We start from the raw sequence: 23,291 nt of genomic DNA, 5'->3' as shown, positions 1-23,291 counted from the left end.
TCAAAGGCAATTCGCGATCTCGTTAGTCAAGCTGACAAAATCGTCTACAGTTAACCGTTCGGCTCGCAGCTCATAAAGCGGATTATCTGACATTTTATCTTTCGGGACAACCCCTGAGAGGGAATTGCGTAAAGTTTTGCGACGTTGATTGAACCCTGCTTTGACGACACGCCAAAACAACTTCTCATCACAAGCCAGTTGCTCGCGGTCATTGCGGGTCATACGGATGACACCCGACAGTACCTTAGGCGGCGGATTAAAAGCGCCAGCCTTTACGGTAAAGAGGTATTCTACTTTATAGTAAGCTTGTAAAAACACACTCAGAATTCCATATTCTTTACTGCCTGCTTTCGCTGTACAGCGCTCAGCGACTTCTTTTTGAAACATCCCTGTCATTTGAACAACACGTTGACGTTCGTCCAGAATTTTGAAGAGAATCTGAGAGGAAATATTATAAGGAAAGTTGCCGATGACAGCCATCTTTTCGCCAAAATATTGCGAAAAATCAAGGTTTAGAAAATCGCCATGGATTAATCTTTTCCCCAATTGTGGGTATTTATCATCCAAATAGGCAATCGATTCCTCATCAACATCGATCAGATAGGTCTCATATTCTTCTTTCTGTAATAGAAAGTCAGAGAGGACACCCATTCCCGGACCAACTTCGAGTACTTGGCTGAAACCCAATTTAGGATCCAATGCCTCTACAATACGTTGTGCGGCATTCTTATCGTTTAAAAAATGCTGTCCTAGATGTTTTTTTGCTCTAACTGTACTCATGATGCAAAATTAGAAATTAAAAAGCTTTATAAAGTAAAAAGTCAAAATTAAAAAGTAGAGACAGTTTGCAAGCCATAGGCTTCTCTGACCAAAATCTCAATACGCATATCTAACTACGCAATACTAAAAAAAAATCCCTATTTTTGATTCAAAGCATTTAAAAAGGATGAGTGATAAACTAAAAATCGGAATTACCGTAGGGGATATTAATGGTATTGGACTTGAAGTAGTTATCAAGTCACTGGTAGATCAACGTATGTGCGATTTTTTTACACCAATTGTTTATGGAAATACAAAAGTTGCCTCTTTTCATCGGAAAGCGGTAGGAATAAACGATTTTAGTTTTAATGTAATCAATGATGCTGAACAGGCCCATTCTAAAAGGGCGAATATGATCAATTGCTGGCAGGAAGATGTCAAGATCTCTTTGGGAGAGGAGAACGAAATTGGCGGAAAATATGCTTTTTTGTCTTTGGAAAGAGCGATTGAGGATTTGAAAGCCGGTAAAATAGATGCTTTAGTGACTGCGCCGATCAATAAGCATAATATTCAACAGGAGGGATTCCAATTTCCTGGTCATACCGAATATTTACAGGCTAAAGTTGAAGCTGATGATGTGTTGATGTTTATGGTCTGTGATGAACTACGCATTGGTGTAGTGACAGGACATATTCCACTACATGATGTGGCTGCGAATATCACCGAAGAAGCGATACTGAAAAAGTTGATCCTCATGAATGAGTCTTTGAAAAAGGATTTCTGGGTAGAAAAGCCCAAAATAGCTGTTTTAGGGCTTAACCCACATGCTGGAGATCACGGGATTATCGGTACGGAGGATGACCAGATTATTCGACCAACCGTAGAAAAAGCAAATGAACAAGGGATCTTTTGTTTTGGCCCTTATCCGGCGGATGGTTTTTTTGCAAAAGGAGCTTATGAAAAGTTTGATGCGGTATTGGCTATGTACCACGATCAAGGGTTAATTCCATTTAAGCATATCGCGAAAGGTGCTGGTGTCAATTACACTGCAGGACTATCTATAGTACGTACTTCACCGGATCATGGTACAGGTTACGATATTGCTGGAAAAAACCTGGCTTCACCAAGCTCATTTGTGGAAGCAATTTTCACTGCAGTCCATATTGTAAAACGCAGAAGGGAACAGGCAGAATTGCTAAAAAATCCATTGGCATTCCGCAAATTGTCCAAAGATCGAGATTAGGGTTGTAATAGTTGATGATTTTTTGATCTATAAAGTTATATAAATCAAGTTAGGCAGATGACGAGAATCCTATCCTTCATTAAGGATCATAATGATTCTCCAGTGATAAGATAAAACAGAAATCGTATCGGCTTACAGCTTGTAAGATCAAAATCTCAATTCTTATATCTCCATACTTAATACTAAAAAAAAGTATTACTTTTGCAAACTGTTTGGTTTTTTACCTGCTGTTCTAACTATGTGCGATAATTTACAACATCCAATATTTTCTATCATCAAAGAGCTCGCCGAGCAGACAAATACGGAGTGTTATGTCATTGGGGGGTATGTGCGCGATTACATTATGAAGCGTCCATTCAAGAACGATGTGGATATTGTTGTAGTGGGAAGTGGTATTGAATTTGCAACGTTACTAGGTGAAAGGCTTCATACGAAAGTGGCGGTCTATAAGAATTTTGGAACTGCAATGCTCGTTTTTGAGGGTTTGAATGTAGAGTTTGTGGGTGCGCGGAGGGAATCTTACCGAGCGAACTCCCGGAAACCGATCGTAGAGGATGGCACATTGACCGATGATCAAAACCGTCGTGATTTTACCATCAATGCCATGGCCTTTTCGTTGAATAAAGCCGATTACGGTACTTTGGTAGACCCCTTCGATGGTGTAAAGGATCTCGAACACCGTATTATCCGGACACCTCTCGATCCAATTGAAACTTTCTCGGATGATCCCTTACGTATGATGCGTGCGATCCGGTTTGCAACCCAGCTAAATTTCAAGATTGACATTGAGGCCATTACAGCAATTACTGATACAAAAGAACGTATTAAGATCATTTCAAAGGAACGGATTATCGATGAGATCAATAAGATCATTCTTTCACCTAAACCTTCAGTGGGTTTTAAATACCTTTTTGATACGGGTCTATTAGAATTGATTTTTCCGGCTATGTACAACCTGCATGGAGTTGATATTATTGATGGAAAAGGACATAAAGATAATTTCTACCACACATTGGAAGTATTGGATAATGTGTGTGAATTGTCAGATGATCTCTGGTTGCGTTGGGCTGCTATTATGCACGATATCGCCAAACCTGCGACAAAACGTTTTGATAAGAAATTAGGCTGGACATTTCATGGGCATGAAGACCGAGGTGCACGTATGGTACCGAAGCTTTTTGCTGAACTAAAATTGCCGTTACACGAAAAGATGAAATTTGTACAGAAACTTGTACAATTGCATCTTCGTCCGATTGTCCTTGCTCAGGATATTGTTACAGATTCTGCTGTCAGACGTTTATTATTTGAAGCAGGTGATGACATTGATGCATTAATGATGCTGTGCCACGCCGATGTGACAACGAAGAATGAGTTTAAAAAGAAAAAGTATCGCCAAAATTTTGAACTTGTCAAGCAGAAACTAAAGGATGTAGAGGAACGTGACAAGATCCGAAATTGGCAGCCGCCGATCAGTGGTGAAGATATTATGATACTTTTCGGATTAACGCCCGGACGTGCTGTTGGACAGTTAAAAAACTTGATCCGCGAGGCTATTTTGGAAGGCGAGATTCCAAATTCCCGGATTGAAGCTTATCAATATTTAGTGAAAAAAGCAGTAGGCATGGGCTTGGAGGTCAAACAAGAAATCCAGTTGGAAATTTCCAATTCTTAAAATATAGTATTAATTTTAAACTGCTAAAAAGAAGAATACATAGAAGATGGCAATTTATAGATTTAGAGTTACTTTTGAAGATTATGAAGATGTATATCGTGAAATTGATATGCCTTCGAAAAGTACATTTTTAGACATGCACGAGGAAATCCACAAAACGACAGGTTATGCGACGGATACTTCTTCCTCTTTTTACGTGAGCAATGATCAATGGAAAAAAGGGACGGAAATAGCGTTTAAACCGACCCAGCGAAAAAAAGATGTTGAAGTTTTGTTGATGGAGAATATTCGCCTGAGCAAGTTTATTGATGATCCTCACCAAAAGTTTTATTACGTCTATAATTTTGACCGCCCATATGATTTTCAAGTGGAGCTGATCAAGATTTTGAAAGAGGAAGCGGGTAAAGACTATCCGGCCTTATTCAAGTCTGTTGGTCAAGTACCTAAAACAATGACTGCTGCTAATTTCCCGGTATCCGATGCTGTTGAGGAGGATGAATATGTTGAGGAGGATGATACACAATATGGTGTAGATGACGAGGATGAACTAGATGGCTTTGATAGCGAAGATGAAGACGAAGAGGGGGAAGGCGAGGAAGAGCGCGAGGGATCTAGCGGCTACGAAGACGAATATTAATTGAACATGCTTTCAATGCATATTTGAGCATTTGAAGCAAATATTATGGCAAAAAAGAAAACACTGATAGCCATTGTAGGTCCGACTGCTGTTGGAAAAACTGCAATGGCTATTTCATTAGCTCAATATTTTAAGACCGAAATTATTTCTGCCGATTCCCGGCAGTTCTATCGCGAGATGACGATTGGTACAGCAAAGCCGGATTCAGAAGAACTGGCTAGTGCCCAGCACCATTTTATAAATTCACATTCCATTACCCAAGATTATTCCGCGGGAGATTTTGAACGGGAAGCCTTAGACAAGTTGGATGAACTATTCCGACAACATGATGTGGTTGTTATGGTAGGAGGGTCTGGGCTATTTGTCCGTGCGCTCTGCGAAGGCTTGGATGATCTACCTAAAGCAGGAGATGAGGTACGCGAGAGACTCAACAATGAAATGGCACAGTTGGGGCTTGAACAGATGAAGGAGCGATTAAAAATAATTGATCCAGCCTATTATCAAATCGCAGATATCGATAATCCACAGCGTGTCGTTCGCGCCTTGGAAGTATTTGAGGCAACAGGTAAACCCATGTCCTTTTATCACAAAAAAGACCTAAGTAAGAGACCATTTGATATCCTGACGATCGGATTGAATATGGAACGCTCGCGGTTGTACGAACGGATTAATCTTCGGGTGGAACGGATGATGGAAATGGGATTGTTGGAGGAAGTGAAGTCATTAGTTCCTTTTAGGAGCAAACCAGCCTTGTTGACGGTAGGCTACGCGGAATTGTTTGATTACCTCGATGGAAATATCTCTTTGGAAGAAGCTGTGGAGAGAATCCAGCAAAATTCAAGACGCTACGCAAAGCGGCAGATTACTTGGTTTAAAAAATATGGCAATACTTTGTGGTTTCAGCCTGATGAAACAGGGACGATTATTGATTTCATAAACGCTAAGCTACTTGACGGGGACGCAATGAGTTAAGCAGCATCTGATGCAATAAAAGCTTCATGCTCTCACGAGGACCTACAGCTATAAAAATTAACTGAAGATTCTTTGTGATCAATACAAATAAAAAAAGCAGTTGGCGATTACCAACTGCTTTTTCTATTGCAATTACCCGTTTATTTTACCAAGTAATTCCATCCAAATGGATCTGCTACTTTACCATAACGCAATTCATTCAGATAATGTAAAACTCTATTGGAGAACTCACGGCCCTCAACTGGAGGTAAATTGTAGTCTTGACCTTCAAAACCGATCCGGCTAATGTCGGTGATCGTTGCAGCTGTTCCTGCAGCAAATGCCTCAGTAACTGTACCTGCTTTAATACCATCGATAAGTTCCTGTACGGATACTTTCCGTTGTTCAGTTTTATACCCCCATTTCTCTGCCAATTCCATAATTGTACGACGGGTTACACCATGTAAGATCGTATCGCCATGTGGCGTGATAATGGTATCACCAATACGGAAAATTAGGTTTGCGGTACCTGCTTCTTCGATATATTTGTGTTCTGAAGCATCAGTCCACATAATTTGATCGTAGCCTTCATCGTTAGCCAATTGGGTCGGATAAAGCGACAACGCATAATTACCGGCATTTTTCGAGAACCCAACACCACCTTCAGCAGCACGTGTATAGTACGTTTCAACTTTTAAGCTAATCGGTTTACTATAGTAAGCACCAACTGGGCCCGTGATAATGATAAACTTGTATGATTTGGATGGATGTACGCCCAATGCGGCTTCAGTAGCGAACATAAATGGACGTATATACAAAGAAGAACCTTCTTTAGCAGGAACCCAATTGCGATCAATATCCAATAGTTTGTTCAGACCATCCATAAAAATTTCCTCAGGAACCTCAGGCATCTGAAGGCGTGCTGCAGATTTGTTGAATCTTTCCCAGTTCCTGTCTGGACGAAAGATACTCACTGTACCATCTGCGAATTTATAGGCTTTAATACCTTCAAAGATTGCTTGACCATAATGTAAAGCTGACATAGAAGGACTGATACTGATATCTCCGTAAGGGACGATGCTGACATCTTTCCATTCACCATCATCATAGTCTGCGACCAGCATGTGGTCGGATAATATCTTTCCGAATTTTAGATTGTCGAAATCTACTTGCGAGAGTCTTGAATTTTGAGTTGGCTCTACGCGAATTGAATAGTTCTCTGTCGCGTTCATCTTATTTTTTATATTACTTAGGCTAAGTTAGGAAAAATTGAAATATAAATTGCACTTTGCTATGATAATTTCCCGTTCGGAAAAATGCCTTTTATTTCGGACAGTCATTCTCCGATTTACTACACTATACCTATGAAAATGAAAAATAAACCGACAAAATTTATAGGGGTAACCTGTTTTTAATTAATTGTATTAATTTTGTGTTAATTAATACGGTTCATGTATTTGTGGCATAAAGTTTGGAAATAAAGACTGCGACCATAGATGGGCATTGGGTCGCTTACGCTATAAAATCACTTATCATAAAATAAACTTAGTATGGAATTGACTCACCGTCTTAACAAAAGCAATGAAGTAACATCGGGTGAAACTCGCGAATTGTTACAGCGTGATGTTGAAATTCAAAAGAAAGGTATTTCTGTGAATTTTATCCTTGGTTTTTTTGTGTTTTTGTATAAAACTGCAATTAAACCCTAAAAAACAGGATTAGCCAAGATATCATAAAATCTTGGCTAATCTCCACAAGAATAGACGTGCGGTCAATCTTGCAAAATCTTTAAAAGCGGGTCAAGATATTCTCTATTATTGCTCAATCGAGGGACTTTATTCTGTCCACCCAATTTACCTCTCGACTTCATCCACTTATAAAAAGTATCTGATGGTGCATTATGAACAATTGGCGGTCGAAGTGCCATGTTCTTGAATCGTTTTGCGTCGTAATCTGAATTGATTTCTCTCAACTTGGCATCCAATATTTCACAAAAACGTTTAAAATCGTTGGGTTGCTGGTCAAATTCAATGACCCATTCGTGTGCTCCCGCTTCGGCATCCCTAAAATATACGGGTCCTGCGGTATAATCTTTTATACGCGCATTTGTCAGCTTGCTTGCTTCAGCAAGTGCTTGCTCGGCATTGTCCACGATCACTTCTTCACCAAATGTATTGATATATTGTTTTGTACGTCCCGATATCTGAAAACGGTAGGGAGACAAAGACGTAAACTTGATTGTATCGCCTATTTTATAACGCCATAATCCGGCATTGGTGGAAATGATCAGCGCATAGTTCTTGCCGATTTCTACCTGATCCAAACGCAGGGTTGTCGGGTTTTCCTCATGCATACGTTCTGTGGGAAGGAATTCGTAATATATCCCATAATCCAGCATGAGCAAAAGATCTTCAGAGTCCGATTCATCCTGTAGCCCAAAATACCCTTCTGAGGCATTGTAGTTTTCTAGATAGTACATCTTATCTGAAGGAATCAGTTTTTGGAACTGCTCGCGGTAGGGCTTGAAACTCACACCTCCATGACCATAAAATTCAAGGTTTGGCCATACTTCCAATAGATTGTTTTTGCCTGTGATTTCCAATACACGTTTGGCCATCACAATATTCCAGGTTGGTACACCAGCCAGACTAGTGACATTTTCTTTGATGGTAATTTGCGCGATCTGCTCAATTTTCTCTTCAAAATTGGGATTTAAAGTCACCTCCATGTTGGGGGTTCGTTTGAATTCCGCCCAAAATGGAAGGTTGCGGATCAGGATGGAAGATAGATCTCCATAATAGGAGTCTGGGCTGAAGTTGTTGATCTGTGATGAGCCACCGATGACAACAGACTTTCCGGTAAAAACACGGTTTTCAGGTCTATTGTGACAGTATATCGTCAACATGTCCTTTCCTCCCTGGAAGTGACATTCTTCTAAGGCCTCTTCGCTCACCGGTATAAATTTGCTGCGATCAGAGGTTGTTCCAGATGATTTTGCAAACCATTTGATATCCGAAGGCCACAGAATATTCTGCTCACCTTTGATCATCCGATCTACATAACCTTTGATATCGTCATAATCCTGTATAGGCACACGCTCTTTGAAGATTTCTGGGGTGAGTATGCTCGTGTAGTCGTATTTTTTTCCCCATTCCGTCGCTTCGGCAGTAGAAATTAAACTTTGGAACCATTCCTCTTGTACATCGTGGGGATATTTCATGAAAAGCTCGATTTGGTGAATCCTTTTTTTCATGAACCAAGTAAAAATGGAGTTTAATAAGGCCATAGAGGGTATTCGTTATACTTTAAAATTTTTTCCTTCTTAATTCAAAATGGCGACCAAGATAGAATTTCCGTGCCAGTTCATTATCCGCGATTTCTTCAGGTGTACCTGTAAGCATAATCTTTCCCTCGGTCAAAAGGTAGGCCCTATCCGTAATGGATAAAGTTTCCTGTACGTTGTGGTCGGTGATTAAGATACCAATATTACGTGTTTTGAGTTTAGCAACAATTGTTTGAATTTCCTCTACGGCAATAGGGTCAACTCCTGCAAATGGCTCATCCAATAGGATAAACGATGGATTTGCTGCCAATGCTCGAGCGATTTCCGTACGTCGACGCTCACCCCCTGACAAAAGATCACCTCTGTTTTTACGGACACGATGCAAGCTGAATTCGGATAGCAATTCTTCCAACTTTGCCATACGTTCTTCTTTATTGGGGTAGTGGATCTCTAATACTGCGAGGATATTGTTTTCTACGGATAACTTGCGGAAAACAGAAGCTTCCTGTGCCAAATAACCTATTCCACGCTGCGCACGTTGATACATCGCATCTTGCGTGATCTCTTGATCATCTAAAAATACCTTTCCGTCATTGGGTTTGATCAAACCTACAATCATATAAAAAGAGGTCGTTTTACCAGCACCATTTGGCCCCAATAATCCGACAATCTCTCCTTGTTCAACATGAAAGGATACGTTGTTAACAACAGTACGTTGTTTATATTTTTTTATGAGATGTTCTGCCTTTAAAATCATCTTCTTGATTTATCTTGTCACTAGTTTCTGCTCTACTTATTCCGCAAAATGCCAAATAATGTTGAATTTACCGTTGGAGCATTTGAATGCAAATCTATGGTAAATATATTTAATATCTTCTTAGTATTAAGTATTTAGACGCTAAAACGCTAATATCGAATTCCCTTGATGTTAAGCTGTAAGTTTCTCTTATTGCGCCACACATTCTCTTCAATGCTATAACAGATATCAAAACTCTGCCCCGAATTGATATGATCAATATGTTCTGCTAATCCGAAACCGATGCAATCAAAAGATGGCGAGTCTTCCTGAACAACTGTCATTTTTAAATGATTTGTACCTACAGGGAAAGCCGGCCCTACTGAACTCACTTTCTTACTCAAGAAAATTGGTGACTCATTTTGTGGGCCAAAAGGTTCAAACTGTTGGAGTATGCGGAAAAATTTAGCGTCTATATCCTTCAGATGGAGCTTGGCATCGATCTGAATTTCTTGTGTCAGCATTTCGGGACTGATCCTACGAGCCACGACTTCTTCAAATCGATCTTGGAACAAGCTTACATTGTCCAGTGACATGGTCAGTCCAGCGGCATATTTGTGCCCTCCAAATTGTTCAAGTAAATCAGCACATTCGTTTAACGCTTCATATAGATCAAATCCGATTACTGATCGACAAGAGCCCGCTATATGGCCATTCGTTTCCGTTAATATAATAGTGGGACGGTAATATTTCTCAGTCAATCGTGAAGCGACAATTCCGATTACACCTTTATGCCAGTCTGATTTGTATAATACCGTAGATTTTCGACTCTTGAGAACAACATTTTCTTCAATGAGCGCCAGAGCCTCTTCGGTTATTTTGAGGTCAAAATCCTTGCGGACATTGTTTTGATCATCAATGCTCGAACTAAAGTCTTTCGCTTCCTGTAGGGATTTTGAAATTAATAATTTGACGGCATCCTTAGCGTGGTCAATGCGGCCGGCGGCATTGATGCGCGGGCCGATCTGGAACACAATGTCGTTGACCGTAAAAATCTTTGTTCTATTATTGGATAGGTCAATCAATGCTTTTAATCCCACGCAGGGATTGGTGTTGAGCTTAATCAACCCAAAATGGCTTAAGATTCTATTCTCACCAGTGATTGGGACGATATCTGATGCTATACTCACTGCAACCAGATCTAAAAACTGATAACAAGCATTGATATCCATTCCGTTGGTCAGGATGAACGCCTGAATGATTTTGAAGCCTATACCGCAACCAGAAAGTTCCTTGTAGGGATAATCACAATCTACACGTTTGGGATCTAAGACAGCGAAAGCCTTTGGGAGTTCTTCACCTGGGAGATGGTGGTCGCCAATGATAAAGTCTATCCCCTTCGTGTTGGCATAGTCAATTTTATCAATGGCCTTTATTCCACAGTCTAATGCAATAATTAAAGAAAAGCCATTGGCAGCAGCATAATCAATGCCCTGGGTAGATATGCCATAACCTTCCGCATAACGATCCGGAATATAAAACTCCAGTTGACTATGAAATTCTCTGAAAAAACTGTAGACTACAGCAACTGCTGTGGTGCCATCGACATCGTAATCACCATAGATCAGGATCTTTTCTTTGTTACCGATAGCCTGGATGATTCTAGATATGGCTTTTTCCATATCCTTCATCAAAAAAGGATCGTGCAAGTCTGACAATTGTGGCCTAAAAAACTGTTTCGCTTCGTCAAAACTTCCAATTCCCCTGTTGACGAGCAATTCCGCTAACACAGCGTTGATATTTAATTCCTCGCGCAGTTTGTTGGTTATTTTGACATCAGTTTTAGATTTTAGTACCCACCTTTTTTGCATATCTTTGCACAATATTTTAAGTGTAAATATACGTTTTAAGGCTGGACTTACCTAATTCCTAAACCTGGTATTGACCGCCTGTCGCTTAACGTGCATATTCCCAATGTTTTAAATATGGTGCAGGCTTATTCTCTATATGAAGGTTCTTTTTCTGTCGATAAAAGTAGAAAATTCGTTCCCTTTGATCCATCCGTGGATGACCCGAAAGACCGTCCGGGATCCATGTTTATCCATGTCCATCCTTTTTTGATCAAAACAGAATCAGGTCTTGTGATCTGTGATACAGGTTTGGGGCATACCGATGACCGTGGTGTGCTGGAGTTGCACAACAATATCCGCAAATTGGGTTATGAGCCAGATGATGTGAAATACGTGTTAATGTCGCACCTGCATAAGGATCATGCCGGTGGTATGGTAAGTATGGAAGGTGGTTCCCCTCGCATTGCATTTCCCGAAGCTGAATATATTGTGCAAAGGGGAGAATGGGAGGATGCTTATTCTGGGATTTCGAGCTCTTACCGTACAGAAATTTTTGATGTTGTCCAACGAAGTGGGAACTTAGTATTGGTAGAAGGAGCGGGGCAGGTAAATACTGAAATCAGTTATGCTCTTAATGGTGGACATACGCCACATCACCAAGCGTTTCACATCCACACTGGAGGAGAACATTATTTTTTCGGGGGCGATGTACTACCTGAGCCTGAGGAAATTTTTCATAATTATGTGGCTAAATATGATTATGATGGTCGACGCTCGAAGGAGCTACGGCAAGCTTATTGGGGAGAAGGAGCTCCAGAAGGTTGGACCTTTTTATTCTATCACTCCAAAAATATAACCATTGGCCGTAGCCAACTGCGGCCCGATGGAAGTTATAAACTGGTTGAAGCACAGTAGTGCGGGCGGAAGTGGATGATATGCCAACAAAAAAGCCTCATAGACTTTCGGATCTATGAGGCTTTGATGTAAGAGTTAATATCCGGCATTCTGCGGGAAAGCAGCGCCAGTATTGCTGTCGATGACTTCCTGTGGAATAGGCCAAAGAATAAATTCTTTCTTGACCACGTCTTTAGATTGTGGGTTAAGCGCTTGTACACGGCGTAGGAAAACATCGGCCCCGAAACGAGATAATGTCATTCTCCGCATTTCTTCGCCCATAAGCTCTCTTGCACGTTCATCCAATATAAAATCTTCGTTGATTGCCGAGGTATTTATTGGAGAAGCTTTGGCACGGGCACGTACAGCATTGATGGCATCTTTTGCAAGGTCGGGTTTATTCGCTCGCATGTATGCCTCAGCCAGTAAAAGATAGGTTTCTGCCAATCGTATTTTGACCCGATCTTTCATATTGCCTTCAAATGCAGGGTTTGCAGCCGTTTTTCCATAGAAAAATTTGGTAATGGTTGGAAATACATTGCCCGAAGCGATGATTGCATCGGTTAGCTCAATCTTCTTACCGTAAAGTTCAAGAACGGAAGGATCATTATAATACCAGTCTCGTTTGATATTGTAAGGAGAATTTCTAACATCTTGTTTTTCATAACTATCCAACCACCATTGGTAAGGACGTACGTGACCAAGCCCCCTTCCGCCAAGTGAGTCGGCAAGAACAAAACCTTTTTGTTGGGAATAAAAAGGAACCCATGCGCGTTTGCTCCAGTCCGTATAATTGTCTCCACCTCCTTGCGTATTGTATTCCAATTGGATTGCCCAAATGGTTTCTTGATTGCCGGATGAGCGATTTTGATTGTTTTCGATAAACATGTCGTGAAAATAGTCGCCGGCTTTATCTTTCTCAGCTCCAAAGCGTTGATCGTTCAACTTAAAATAGCCGCTTTGAATCACTTTGTTAGCTGCTTCAGCGGCCAGATCTGGCTTCCCTGCTTCAATATAGGCCTCTGCAAGGTAATGTAATGCGGCCCATTTTGTCAATTTCCCTTCCTGTACAGTTCCTGGGTTGTCCGGGAGGTTGTCTCCAGCATATTTGAGGTCATCAATCATATGTGCCAATATCTCAGCTTTGGGTGCTCGGGTAAAATCGCGACGCGGCGTTGCCGAAACCTTATCTACCCAAGGCACATCTCCATAGAGGTTGACTAAATAACGATAGCTATAGGCACGGAAGAAACGGGCTGTAGCTTCTACACGTTTTGGATCATTCTCTTTATCTGTCCATTGGATCGTGTTTTTAGTTAATGCTTCCAAGATAATATTGGTATTTCCGATAAAACCATAGGCATACTTCCAATAATTGCGAACATACGACGAAGCCGGATTTAGACTGTAATTGCTAAAAGGTGCTAAAGTTGCATCGGTTCCGGTGGTTTTGATCGCAACAATGTCTGTACCGACTTGTAAAGCCTCCTGTGGAGTAGCCCCCTGAGAGAATATACTTCCGTTCCAGGTCCAGAATTCCATCCGTGCATAAGAGTAAAGGCCATTCAACCCAGTTTCGAAACCTTTTGTATTGATGTAGGTATTGTCTGGCGATTGAAAACTGCTGGTGTCTTCGTTTAAAAAGTTTTTGCTGCAACCGATAAAGATTAAGCTTATACCGGCAAGGAATGCATATAAAGTTGTATTTCTTTTCTTCATGATGTAGAGATGTTTAAAATTGAACATTTAATCCCAATGAGACTGTTCGGGCAACAGGATAAGGGTAGGCGATATTTGTTGTCGTTGGATTTCCCGTTGTTGAACTGACACCCAATGCCTCTACATTGTATCCTTTTATTTTGGAGAATGTGTAGATATTGCGGGCGTTGATAAATGCTCTGACAGAGGAAAGATTCAATCGTTGTAGAAAATCGCCTTCAAATGTATAGCCCAGACTCAAATCACGAATCCGCCAATAGGCTGAATTGATGTAATAAGTATGGTTGTTGACAGGCGTGTAACCTGGAGAAGGTATGTCTGTACTTGGATTCTCTGGTGTCCAGTAAGGCATATCTGCGAGATAATTAGCGCCGTTATTCGGTAAAAAACGTTCTATATTTTTAAAATCATCCACTTTTGTACCGCCAAAGGCACCGTTCATAAAAATGGAAAGGGAGAAGTTTTTGTAGGTAAAATCATTACCGATGCCAAGGGTGTAAGGTGAAATCTTGTTGCCCATGACCGTGCGGTCATTCGCATCTATTTTACCATCATTATTTAAATCTGCTAATTTTGCATCACCCGCTTTCGCTTTTGGCTGATAAGAGTTTGCAATATCGTCACCTTCCTGCCATACCCCGATTACTTTGTAATCATAAAAGATACGTATTGGTTTGCCAATAAGCCAGGCATTAGTCAAATCATCCTTTCCATCTGCACGCAATTTGGTTATCTTATTGTTGTTGTACGCAAAATTAGCCGTTGTATTCCATTGGAAATTGTCGTTTTTGATGGGAACAGCATTCAATGTGACCTCAAATCCCTTATTGGAAGTTTCACCAATATTATTCAAAATTGTATTGTAACCATTCATCACTGGGACCTGTTCGCTCAGTAAGAGATCTGTTGTCTTGGAGGTATAATAATCAATTGTTCCAGAAAGACGATTTTTGAGAATGCCAAAATCTAAACCGACATTTAAGGAAGAGGTCGTTTCCCATGTCAAATTGCTCCCTCGTCCATTGAAATTCATCACGAGTCCTTTGACAGGATCTAATCCATATATGTAGTCTACGTTCGTCAAGCGATCATACGTCTGATAGGGAGATACGGCTTGGTTTCCATTTTTACCATACGAAGCTCGTAGTTTTAACAAATCAAAGTAATCTTGTACATTACCTTCTTTGGAAATTACCCATGCTCCAGCGACAGAAGGGAAAAAGGCATACCTATTATCAACAGAAAAAGCGCTATAACCATCCGAGCGGCCTGTTAAAGTTAATAAATAGCGATCTTTGAATGAATAGTTGATCCGTCCCATATAAGAGATCATCGCAGTGTTCTCCAGCTTGGATTCCATTTTCAGATTTTTAGAAGCAGAAGCCATGTTGTTGTAGCCGGCGTCTGAAACAAAATCATCTCCAGTCATTTTAGATGTCTTGAGGTTGGTCTTTTGAGAGGAATAAAGCCCGACTACATTAATTTTATGATCACCAAAAGTGCGGTCGTAAGTCAGGAGATTCTCCCATGTCCAATCCCAGAAATGATCATTTTTTATCTCTCCCCGTCCATTCACCCCGCGACCTGTCAAGGTATTTGAACCATAATAAGAGTTTTCATTGATATTTCTGTAGTTCGTACCAAATGTAGACTTAAAGCTTAGCCCTTCAATCGGAAGTTTGACATCTAACCAAGAGTTTGCATAGACAGTCCGTCTAGTTTCATCCCATTGACCATTTTCGTCGGCGAAAGGGTGACCCCATAGTGTTTGTGCATACATTGGATAGGTGACAGCTGTACCGTTTTCATCCCGATTTTTGCTATAAGGAGCTAGTTTTACAACGCTTTCCAAGTTGGGTTGTATACCATCACGGTTGCCCTGTGAAGCTTGCATAGTCATACCCAGTTTGAGCCATGAATTTAGGCTTTGATTGAGATTTAGATTGACATTATAGCGTTCGTATGGTGTGTTTTTAACCACACCATCCTGATTGAGGTAACTTACCGATGCATAATAATCGGATTTATCAGTACCGCCCGAAAAACTGAGCTGATGTTCGTGAATGGGAGCTGCACTGTTAAAGGCTTCATTTTGCCAATTGACTTCTTCACCTTTCTTATATTGTTCCAGTACATTCGCAAAAAGGTAGTTTTCGGGATTAAGCTGATCACCTGTTTTGCCTTTAGAGGCTTGATAGTCACGCATAAATTGAATGTATTGTGGACCATTCATCAATTTCAAACGACGTTCTACACTCTGCAATCCAAAATAACCATTGTAATTGATGCGTGCTTTTCCGGCAGCACCCTTTTTGGAAGTGATTAGGATGACGCCATTTGCCGCACGTGATCCATAGATTGCGGTAGAAGAAGCATCTTTTAATACGGAAATGCTAGCAATAGTATTCGAGGAGATATCACCTAATGATCCGCTGAAAGGGATACCATCCAAAATTATCAATGGACTGTTGGAAGCGGAGATTGAATTTTCACCACGTATATTTATCGCTGCAGTTTCTCCTGGTTTAGCATTTCCAGAATTGATGGCTAAGCCAGAAACCTTGCCCTGTAGCTTGTCCACGATATTCGGAGAGTTGATCCGATCTAAGGACTTCGCTTCCACAGTAGCAACACTACCAGTAAGGTCGCTTTTCTTCTGTTTACCATAACCAACAACGACAACCTCTTCCAGCATGTCTTCGGATTTTTTCAGGGTTACTTCAGCGGCTTGAGAAGCTGGTAATTCCTGTGCAATAAATCCGATGGAATTAAAGACCAATGTGGCATTTTGTGATGTGACTGCCAGTGTAAATCTACCATCTTGTCCAGTCGTGGTGGCTGCTGTTTTGCCTTTCTCTGATACTGTAACTCCGCTGATAGGTTTTCCAGTTTCGTCCACTACTTTTCCCGAAATGGATTGTTGAGGGACAGCTTGGGCAATGGCAGTCTTAGGATTATTGGGACGCGCTGCTACATAAAAAGGCGTTGCTACTGAAAGAATTGTTAGGGGTGTCAGTAGAATGAGGTGACTCTTTTTGACCATAGTGTGTAATTTAGATTCGCTAGTTTTATTGGCGGCAAGTATAAAGAAATTAAGCGGAGCCGTTTCTTTGCATCTTTGAACAAACGATTGCACTAACTACGAAAACGTTATAGAAATTCATCTTTGTAATAAAAAAGGGAATAATGGATTTTTTGATCTTAACTAGAAGATTTGAGACTGAAAATTGCTTGCGGTAGAAGGGTAGTTGTGTTTTCAGGTTCTTGGAAAGTATTGCAGATTCGAGGCAGGCCTGCAGTCGCGTAAAAACCTCGGTATGCAGATGACCTTATTCATTTGAATTAAAATAGAACCTATAAAAACTCGTTTTTCTGGTCTTTTTTTAGTATTTTGGGGTAATCTGCATGTTCACATTCCCTACCGTCGCACGACGAGGATTCGTTTAAGATTGAATTTTTGGTTAAATTTGTTTTTGGTAAAATGGCATTGCGCTGTTATTATTGGTATTTATTTAAATAGAAGATTATGTCTATTGTAAGAGAGTCCGATCTGATAGGAATTGGAAAGAAATTTCAAATTGAAACCGATGCGGGTGACAATATGGTTGTTGTGATCCACGATGATGGTCGACGGGAACTGTATCGTTATGATGACGAAGAACATGAATCGCGTTGTGTGATGACACTCAATGATGATGAATCACGTCAGATAGCGGGTATTATAGGTGGTCTATCCTATAAGCCCAAGGCATTGGAAACAATTGAAGTGGCTTTGGATGACTTGCGTATCGAATGGTACAAGCTAGAGGGCAAATGGGAAGGAGCAGGAAAAACAATTGGTGAACTGGAGGTACGACAACGTACTGGAGCGTCCATTATTGCTGGAATTAGAGACGACGAAACGGTCATCAATCCCGGACCATCTTATCTGATTACTCCAGGAACGACCTTGGTTATTGCTGGAAAGAAAAACAATATCAAACTTTTAAAGGAAATTTTACTGTAATCTATGCTATCACACACCTTAATACTGGAAATTGGAATCGCTGTCGGACTTGTTGCTATTGTTGGATTGATTGCCAACAAGCTTAAGTTTTCCGTTATTCCTTTTTTCATTATTATAGGAATGGTTTTGGGTCAACACGCACCGCAGATTGGGTTGGTGGATCTGACATTTACCGAAAGCAAACCCTTTATAGATTTTATGGGCAGGCTAGGGGTATTATTTCTTCTGTTTTATTTGGGCCTGGAATTTTCAGTCAATCGGCTTATTAAATCTGGTAAAGCCATCGTAACTGGAGGAACAATCTATGTCCTGCTTAACTTTACCTCGGGATTGTTGATTGGCTGGTTGATGGATATGCCTTTTAAGGAGATGATGGTCCTTTGTGGGATCATGACGAGCTCTTCGACAGCAATTGTGGCGAAGGTCCTCACTGATCTTAAACGGACGGCAAATCCGGAGACAGAGGTTATTATGGGAATGATCATGTTTGATGATCTCTTTATTGCCATGCATATTTCCTTTCTTTCGGGATTGATATTGACAGGTAGTAGCTCATTTTGGACTGTTGCAGGGACTTCCCTATTGGCATTGGGCTTTATCTTAGCCTTTTTGGTTTTGGGACGCAAGTTGGTACCTGCAATAGACCGTTTGTTAAAGGAAAAAACTTCTGAACTATTTATACTGGTCATCTTTGCATTGCTTTTTATCGTTGCCGGATTTTCGGAGACCATACATGTTGCCGAGGCTATTGGTGCATTAATGGCAGGATTGGTACTGGCGGATTCGCAGTATATCAAAAAAATTGAAGCAATGGTGCTACCTTATAAAGACTTCTTTGGGGCGATGTTTTTCTTTAGCTTCGGACTATCCATAGATATCATGTCGCTGGGAGGAGCTGTATTTTGGGCATCGATAGCGGCCTTAGTAACTGTGATGGGTAATCTCGCCTCGGGTTATTTTGCCGCGAAATTTTCTGGGATGAAACCGAAAACATCTTTTGACATTGGTTTTACCCTGTCTGCACGGGGAGAATTTTCGATTATCATGGCCAATATCGGGAAAGCGGGGGCTTTGCTCCCTGTTATCCAATCATTTGTTGTGGTTTACGTTTTGATCCTTTCCATCGTGTCGCCACTCTTGACCAAAGAATCCCGCAATCTATGGAAATTACTATTTGGAAGTGATGCCAATACAGCCAAACCGCTGAAGAAATTGAGCGATCTGGAAAATAATAGTACAGGATAATTCTAATGCTATTTTTTTCGCACTGATCTCTAGTAAGCACGATATATCTAAAATAGCATCATCATAAGAATGCCTCCTAAATAGTCTTTTGGAGGCATTTCATATTTTCTAAAACAATGTCTACAGGAATCCAAGTTCAAGCTTTGCTTCTTCAGACATCATATCTTTGGTCCAAGGTGGATCAAAAGTTAATTCCACCAAGGCTTCTTTAATACCTTCTATTCCAGCAACTTTTTCCTGCACTTCATTCATGATTTCTCCTGCAACTGGACAGCCCGGAGCCGTTAGTGTCATGACAATTTTTGCTATGCCATCTTCCTTGGTAATAATTTCATAGACAAGTCCCAGATCGACAATATTTGCTGGTTTTAATTCAGGATCATAGATCGTTTCCAGTGTCGCTTGGATTTGAGGTGCCAAACCCAGTTTATCCATTACAATAATACTCATTTGTTTATGTTTTTATCTTCAATAGCGTTTTTATAGATCGCTAATAATTTACTCTCATTTATATCAGGAGTAAAATTACTAAAATAATAGGCCATAGAGGTCTTTCTTATCTCATCTTTTTCATCGGTTGGTTTGGCATTCCATTGCGTTAGGCAAGCTACAATTTCGTTTCTATTGTGTGGATCAAATGTCTGCCCGGTTTTATTCGGGATAATCATTTCAGGTAAAGGCCCAAGGTTTGAGCAGAGTACCGGAGTTCCCACGGAGTAGGCCTCGAGGATTGTGATTGGCATTCCCTCGAAACAGATGGAGGGGACGATAAGGGCTTGTGCTACGGCAACGAGTGGTAAAATCTCGGAACGGGGTTTAAATCCGAGGTAGTTGATGTTGGAATGATCTGCTATCCTTTTTTTGACCTCCTCCTCAAGAGGCCCTCCGCCAATAATGTGGAGCGCTAGATTCGTTCCTTTTACGGACTCAATCAGATTTAATATGCCTTTTTCGTCCGACAGTCTGCCAACATAAATAAAATATGGTTGCGGGTTTTCTGCCGATAAAGTTGAAGGGAAAACAAAATTGGCTTTTACTTCAAACTTTTCTGCAGGTACTCTTAACGTCGAGTCAACAAATATCGACTTTGCAAAGCTGCTTAGGTTAATATAACGATTGACCTTTTGCCATGTACCTATTTTGCGGTGAAACCAGTAGTTAAAGGCAAGTAGGAATGTTTTAATAACGGAATCATTAAATGCTTTTTCCTTAACTGCCGTCCAGGGAAATTCTTCTTTTAGCGAATCCAGAAACAGATGATTGTGATGATAGAGTGTTGCTGAAGGGCAAAGTAACCTAAAATTGTGCAGGGTCATCACTTGCGGAATACCTTGTTTGGCGATCGTACGTAGTAGAATTGGTCCAGCGGCATAATGTGTATTGTGGAGATGGACGACATCAGGTCTGAATTCCCGGATTGTTTTTTTTAATCTATTCGCAGCGAAAATATTCCAGATGGAACCTAAGGTCTGTAAGGCACCTCGCCAGCCTTTTTTATTTTGAAAGGTCAGGGTGTGTACCTGGTGATCTTGCGAGAGGAGTGACAATTCCTGTTGAAAGACAGTGTCTTCTCCACCTGCTGTTTGATAATATGTATGGATAATTAGGATGCGCATAACAAAAGACTTATACAAATGTACGATTTTGCCCCGAATGCTTTGGCGGCACAAAATTGCCATTTCTATATGATTATTGCTATATTCGCATGATTCGATCGTAAAGATATATGCAACACTTACAACAGCTCGTGATAGAGGCGATAGAGACAAGTCAATTTCCTGAAACTCCAACAAATTTATATGATCCCATACGGTATATATTGACTTTGGGCGGCAAGAGGGTTAGGCCAGTGCTAACATTGATGGCGGCCGAGTTATTCGGTATGCAAGAGATGGACGAAATTATTCCGGCAGCAAAGGCTGTAGAGTTTTTTCATAACTTTTCCTTGATACATGATGACCTGATGGATAAAGCTCCTTTACGAAGAGGAAAAACTACTGTCCATGAAAAATGGGATGCTAATATTGCCATTCTCTCTGGAGATGGATTATTGGTGAAGGCTTATGAGGAAATCTCCAAATGTAATCCGGTTTATTTGCCCGCAACTTTGCGGATTTTAAGTAAAGTAGCCATGGAGGTCTGTGAGGGCCAACAATTGGATATGGACTATGAAAGCCGTGCATCATTATCTATGCCCGAATATCTGGAAATGATTCGTTTGAAAACATCGGTACTATTGGGCGGAGCGTTACAATTGGGCGCCATTCTTTCCGGAGCGAACGAGCAACAACAACAATTGATCTACGATTTTGGGGAAAATGTTGGTTTGGCCTTCCAATTGCAAGATGACATATTGGATGCCTATGGTGATCCGGATACCTTCGGGAAAATCGTCGGTGGCGATATTATGATCAATAAGAAAACCTTTCTATTGGTTAAACTGATGGAAGTTATTGCCGAGGAGGATGTTCCTACGATGCAACACTTATTACATTCAACTGTGGAGTCCGTTCCGACAAAAGTTGAAGATATGCTGACCTTATATGATAAGTATCGGGTCCGGGAAGTAGCGGATGAATTAAAAGATATATACACGCAGCGCGCATTTGAAAAAATGGATGCGCTAGATGTACCAAATGAACGTAAAGAAGCGTTATTACTGTTAGCAAACAATCTTTTGGTAAGACAACAGTAGATAGAAATTCTATTAAAATTCGTATTTTGCCAATAAATGGCTATTTTGTACTAAATAATTAAATAAATTTTAGATAACGTTCATGGATCCTTTAAAAATCACGGTATTTCAAGCATATTTATTCTGGGAAAATATTGAAAAAAATCTGAATAATCTGGCATTGCGACTTTCATCTTTACGTGAGAAAACAGATTTGATTATCTTACCGGAGATGTTTAATACGGGATTCACGAATAACGTTGAGAAATGTGCCGAACCTGCCAATGGTCCTACCACAAGATGGCTGTTTGAAATGGCAAGTTCATTAAACTGTGTTGTTGCAGGTTCATTAATCATTGAAGAGGATGGGAAATACTACAACCGTTTTTTATGGATGTTTCCTGATGGCAAATATGTAAAATACGATAAGCGCCATCTTTTTGGCATGTCTAAGGAAAGCGAATATTTTGAACCTGGTAATGAACGTATCTTAGTGGATATCAAGGGTTGGAAAATTTGCCCTATGATCTGTTACGACCTCCGATTCCCGGTTTGGTCCAAGAATCAAAATGCGGCTTACGATATCTTGGTTTATACAGCAAGCTGGCCAGATAAACGTTCTGCACATTGGAGAGCACTAATCCCGGCACGTGCCATTGAAAACCAATCTTATGTCGTCGGTGTGAACCGCGTGGGACACGATGGTAACGATATCTATTACTCTGGAGGATCAATGTGTATATCACCATTAGGTGATGTCGTCTATTATAAGCCAGAAGATGAAGATCTATATACCTTTACATTAAATCCGAATGACCTCTTGGAAGCTCGGGAAAAATTCCCATTCTTAAGAGATTCAGATTCATTTACAATCGGATAATTCTTTCTTAAAATCGGATTAATCTTTCTTATAATTTAGGTATAAAGACAAGCAATTTATTTTGTTTGTCTCCTTTTTTATTCCTAAATTCAGTCTACTGTAAATCGTTTATGATGATTTATTAACATCTATTTATTGCATGTTGATAAAATTTGTTTGACACAACTGTAGAAAAACGTAATTTAGGCTAAATATTAGCCAAAATAAGTTTAGTTTTCTTTGTTTTGATTTGAGCATGATATTTATTAGCAACATAAGTTGCGTAAACAACCATAACCATTATTTATATGTTAGACCAAGATTTAGTATCGCAAGAGTATTTTTATAATTTCCTGACTGGAAAGTACTCAATAGCAGTGATGCGGAGGTTACAGCGTAATCTCAAGGAAGCGGGATTAAGTATTACTTCGGAGCAATGGAGCATTATGTACAATCTGTGGGTAGAGGAGGGACTGACCCAGCAGGAATTAGCTATCCGGACATTCCGGGATAAACCGAGTGTAACGCGCCTGATCAATAATCTGGAGCGACTTAATCTGGTGATCCGTGTCAATGACAAAAATGATAGACGATCTAATTTGATCTATTTAACCAAAATTGGCCGGAAGATGAAAGACGAGGGGATGAAGCAAGCTACGAATACGATCGAACAGGCTTTGGGTGGACTGACCGATGATCAGATTGCTCTATCTCATACGGCCTTACATCGTGTATTATTTAATCTGAAATAGTATTGAATAAA

Annotated in this window: 19 protein-coding genes; 10 read left to right on the top strand and 9 right to left on the bottom strand. The window is 40.4% G+C overall.

Annotation, left to right across the window (positions count from 1 at the left end; translation table 11 throughout):
• Positions 1 to 780 (bottom strand): 16S rRNA (adenine(1518)-N(6)/adenine(1519)-N(6))-dimethyltransferase RsmA, encoded by a 780-nt coding sequence (rsmA, locus tag ABFX33_RS21100; protein ID WP_120260139.1) that lies wholly within the window; start codon positions 778 to 780, stop codon positions 1 to 3.
• Positions 781 to 946: 166 nt separating this feature from the next.
• Between rsmA and pdxA the strand changes: the two genes are divergently transcribed.
• The 4 genes from pdxA (at position 947) to miaA (ending at position 5,283) form a co-directional block, all read left to right on the top strand.
• A complete protein-coding gene (gene pdxA / locus ABFX33_RS21095; RefSeq protein ID WP_346088058.1) occupies positions 947 to 2,002 on the top strand; it encodes a 4-hydroxythreonine-4-phosphate dehydrogenase PdxA in 1,056 nt (351 codons plus the stop codon).
• 238 nt (positions 2,003 to 2,240) lie between these two features.
• Positions 2,241 to 3,674 (top strand): CCA tRNA nucleotidyltransferase, encoded by a 1,434-nt coding sequence (locus ABFX33_RS21090; RefSeq protein ID WP_346088057.1) that lies wholly within the window; start codon positions 2,241 to 2,243, stop codon positions 3,672 to 3,674.
• Positions 3,675 to 3,720: 46 nt separating this feature from the next.
• Positions 3,721 to 4,311 carry an IS1096 element passenger TnpR family protein gene (locus ABFX33_RS21085; protein WP_346088056.1) on the top strand — a complete coding sequence of 197 codons (591 nt, stop codon included), beginning with the start codon at positions 3,721 to 3,723 and terminating at the stop codon, positions 4,309 to 4,311.
• Between the two features lie 45 nt (positions 4,312 to 4,356).
• The gene (gene miaA, locus ABFX33_RS21080; RefSeq protein ID WP_346088054.1) at positions 4,357 to 5,283 is read left to right on the top strand and encodes a tRNA (adenosine(37)-N6)-dimethylallyltransferase MiaA; all 927 of its coding nucleotides are present in this window, start codon (positions 4,357 to 4,359) and stop codon (positions 5,281 to 5,283) included.
• A gap of 140 nt (positions 5,284 to 5,423) precedes the next feature.
• On the opposite strand, the gene ABFX33_RS21075 is transcribed toward miaA, so the two are convergent.
• From ABFX33_RS21075 to recJ, 4 genes are all read right to left on the bottom strand, one after another.
• Positions 5,424 to 6,494 carry a branched-chain amino acid aminotransferase gene (locus ABFX33_RS21075; RefSeq protein ID WP_120260134.1) on the bottom strand — a complete coding sequence of 357 codons (1,071 nt, stop codon included), beginning with the start codon at positions 6,492 to 6,494 and terminating at the stop codon, positions 5,424 to 5,426.
• 539 nt (positions 6,495 to 7,033) lie between these two features.
• Positions 7,034 to 8,548: a GH3 auxin-responsive promoter family protein gene (locus tag ABFX33_RS21070; RefSeq protein ID WP_346088053.1), complete on the bottom strand. Its 1,515-nt coding sequence runs from the start codon at positions 8,546 to 8,548 to the stop codon at positions 7,034 to 7,036.
• 19 nt (positions 8,549 to 8,567) lie between these two features.
• Positions 8,568 to 9,302: an LPS export ABC transporter ATP-binding protein gene (lptB, locus tag ABFX33_RS21065; protein WP_120260132.1), complete on the bottom strand. Its 735-nt coding sequence runs from the start codon at positions 9,300 to 9,302 to the stop codon at positions 8,568 to 8,570.
• A gap of 149 nt (positions 9,303 to 9,451) precedes the next feature.
• On the bottom strand, positions 9,452 to 11,152 hold the full coding sequence (gene recJ, locus ABFX33_RS21060; RefSeq protein ID WP_346088051.1) for a single-stranded-DNA-specific exonuclease RecJ: 1,701 nt from the start codon (positions 11,150 to 11,152) through the stop codon (positions 9,452 to 9,454).
• A gap of 114 nt (positions 11,153 to 11,266) precedes the next feature.
• On the opposite strand from recJ, the gene ABFX33_RS21055 reads away from it, so the two are divergent.
• The gene (locus ABFX33_RS21055) at positions 11,267 to 12,046 is read left to right on the top strand and encodes an MBL fold metallo-hydrolase (protein WP_346088049.1); all 780 of its coding nucleotides are present in this window, start codon (positions 11,267 to 11,269) and stop codon (positions 12,044 to 12,046) included.
• Positions 12,047 to 12,121: 75 nt separating this feature from the next.
• Here ABFX33_RS21055 and ABFX33_RS21050 read toward each other — a convergent pair whose 3' ends face one another.
• Together ABFX33_RS21050 and ABFX33_RS21045 are read right to left on the bottom strand one after the other, a co-directional pair.
• Positions 12,122 to 13,744 (bottom strand): RagB/SusD family nutrient uptake outer membrane protein, encoded by a 1,623-nt coding sequence (locus ABFX33_RS21050; RefSeq protein ID WP_346088048.1) that lies wholly within the window; start codon positions 13,742 to 13,744, stop codon positions 12,122 to 12,124.
• Between the two features lie 13 nt (positions 13,745 to 13,757).
• Positions 13,758 to 16,787 carry a SusC/RagA family TonB-linked outer membrane protein gene (locus ABFX33_RS21045; RefSeq protein ID WP_346088046.1) on the bottom strand — a complete coding sequence of 1,010 codons (3,030 nt, stop codon included), beginning with the start codon at positions 16,785 to 16,787 and terminating at the stop codon, positions 13,758 to 13,760.
• A 483-nt stretch (positions 16,788 to 17,270) separates the two neighbouring features.
• On the opposite strand from ABFX33_RS21045, the gene ABFX33_RS21040 reads away from it, so the two are divergent.
• Together ABFX33_RS21040 and ABFX33_RS21035 are read left to right on the top strand one after the other, a co-directional pair.
• The gene (locus ABFX33_RS21040; protein ID WP_077438826.1) at positions 17,271 to 17,750 is read left to right on the top strand and encodes a cation:proton antiporter regulatory subunit; all 480 of its coding nucleotides are present in this window, start codon (positions 17,271 to 17,273) and stop codon (positions 17,748 to 17,750) included.
• A 3-nt stretch (positions 17,751 to 17,753) separates the two neighbouring features.
• Positions 17,754 to 18,995: a cation:proton antiporter gene (locus tag ABFX33_RS21035; protein WP_223581990.1), complete on the top strand. Its 1,242-nt coding sequence runs from the start codon at positions 17,754 to 17,756 to the stop codon at positions 18,993 to 18,995.
• A 120-nt stretch (positions 18,996 to 19,115) separates the two neighbouring features.
• Here the strand turns inward: ABFX33_RS21035 and ABFX33_RS21030 are convergent, their stop codons facing one another.
• Together ABFX33_RS21030 and ABFX33_RS21025 are read right to left on the bottom strand one after the other, a co-directional pair.
• A complete protein-coding gene (locus tag ABFX33_RS21030; protein ID WP_120260127.1) occupies positions 19,116 to 19,445 on the bottom strand; it encodes an iron-sulfur cluster assembly protein in 330 nt (109 codons plus the stop codon).
• Positions 19,442 to 20,611, bottom strand: a complete 1,170-nt coding sequence (locus ABFX33_RS21025) for a glycosyltransferase family 4 protein (protein WP_346088043.1) — start codon at positions 20,609 to 20,611, stop codon at positions 19,442 to 19,444. The genes ABFX33_RS21030 and ABFX33_RS21025 overlap by 4 nt, the downstream gene beginning before the upstream one ends.
• A 110-nt stretch (positions 20,612 to 20,721) precedes the next feature.
• Between ABFX33_RS21025 and ABFX33_RS21020 the strand changes: the two genes are divergently transcribed.
• The 3 genes from ABFX33_RS21020 to ABFX33_RS21010 all read left to right on the top strand — a co-directional run bounded on the left by ABFX33_RS21020 (position 20,722) and on the right by ABFX33_RS21010 (position 23,280).
• Positions 20,722 to 21,690 (top strand): polyprenyl synthetase family protein, encoded by a 969-nt coding sequence (locus tag ABFX33_RS21020; RefSeq protein WP_346088041.1) that lies wholly within the window; start codon positions 20,722 to 20,724, stop codon positions 21,688 to 21,690.
• Between the two features lie 82 nt (positions 21,691 to 21,772).
• On the top strand, positions 21,773 to 22,549 hold the full coding sequence (locus ABFX33_RS21015) for an amidohydrolase (protein ID WP_346088040.1): 777 nt from the start codon (positions 21,773 to 21,775) through the stop codon (positions 22,547 to 22,549).
• 287 nt (positions 22,550 to 22,836) lie between these two features.
• Complete coding sequence (locus ABFX33_RS21010) at positions 22,837 to 23,280, top strand: MarR family winged helix-turn-helix transcriptional regulator (RefSeq protein WP_257087260.1); 444 nt, start codon at positions 22,837 to 22,839, stop codon at positions 23,278 to 23,280.
• Positions 23,281 to 23,291 lie beyond the last annotated feature (11 nt).

The sequence above is a fragment of the Sphingobacterium ginsenosidimutans genome (genome assembly GCF_039536865.1).
Lineage (GTDB): Bacteria > Bacteroidota > Bacteroidia > Sphingobacteriales > Sphingobacteriaceae > Sphingobacterium > Sphingobacterium detergens.
Note: the sequence above shows the minus strand (reverse complement) of the source record. Positions and strands in the feature narration are given on the sequence as shown.

Coding starts and splice junctions, on each gene's coding strand:
- rsmA (WP_120260139.1), bottom strand. CDS start 780: ATGAGTACAGTTAGAGCAAAAAAACATCTAGGACAGCATTTTTTAAAC.
- pdxA (WP_346088058.1), top strand. CDS start 947: ATGAGTGATAAACTAAAAATCGGAATTACCGTAGGGGATATTAATGGT.
- ABFX33_RS21090 (WP_346088057.1), top strand. CDS start 2,241: ATGTGCGATAATTTACAACATCCAATATTTTCTATCATCAAAGAGCTC.
- ABFX33_RS21085 (WP_346088056.1), top strand. CDS start 3,721: ATGGCAATTTATAGATTTAGAGTTACTTTTGAAGATTATGAAGATGTA.
- miaA (WP_346088054.1), top strand. CDS start 4,357: ATGGCAAAAAAGAAAACACTGATAGCCATTGTAGGTCCGACTGCTGTT.
- ABFX33_RS21075 (WP_120260134.1), bottom strand. CDS start 6,494: ATGAACGCGACAGAGAACTATTCAATTCGCGTAGAGCCAACTCAAAAT.
- ABFX33_RS21070 (WP_346088053.1), bottom strand. CDS start 8,548: ATGGCCTTATTAAACTCCATTTTTACTTGGTTCATGAAAAAAAGGATT.
- lptB (WP_120260132.1), bottom strand. CDS start 9,302: ATGATTTTAAAGGCAGAACATCTCATAAAAAAATATAAACAACGTACT.
- recJ (WP_346088051.1), bottom strand. CDS start 11,152: ATGCAAAAAAGGTGGGTACTAAAATCTAAAACTGATGTCAAAATAACC.
- ABFX33_RS21055 (WP_346088049.1), top strand. CDS start 11,267: ATGGTGCAGGCTTATTCTCTATATGAAGGTTCTTTTTCTGTCGATAAA.
- ABFX33_RS21050 (WP_346088048.1), bottom strand. CDS start 13,744: ATGAAGAAAAGAAATACAACTTTATATGCATTCCTTGCCGGTATAAGC.
- ABFX33_RS21045 (WP_346088046.1), bottom strand. CDS start 16,787: ATGGTCAAAAAGAGTCACCTCATTCTACTGACACCCCTAACAATTCTT.
- ABFX33_RS21040 (WP_077438826.1), top strand. CDS start 17,271: ATGTCTATTGTAAGAGAGTCCGATCTGATAGGAATTGGAAAGAAATTT.
- ABFX33_RS21035 (WP_223581990.1), top strand. CDS start 17,754: ATGCTATCACACACCTTAATACTGGAAATTGGAATCGCTGTCGGACTT.
- ABFX33_RS21030 (WP_120260127.1), bottom strand. CDS start 19,445: ATGAGTATTATTGTAATGGATAAACTGGGTTTGGCACCTCAAATCCAA.
- ABFX33_RS21025 (WP_346088043.1), bottom strand. CDS start 20,611: ATGCGCATCCTAATTATCCATACATATTATCAAACAGCAGGTGGAGAA.
- ABFX33_RS21020 (WP_346088041.1), top strand. CDS start 20,722: ATGCAACACTTACAACAGCTCGTGATAGAGGCGATAGAGACAAGTCAA.
- ABFX33_RS21015 (WP_346088040.1), top strand. CDS start 21,773: ATGGATCCTTTAAAAATCACGGTATTTCAAGCATATTTATTCTGGGAA.
- ABFX33_RS21010 (WP_257087260.1), top strand. CDS start 22,837: ATGTTAGACCAAGATTTAGTATCGCAAGAGTATTTTTATAATTTCCTG.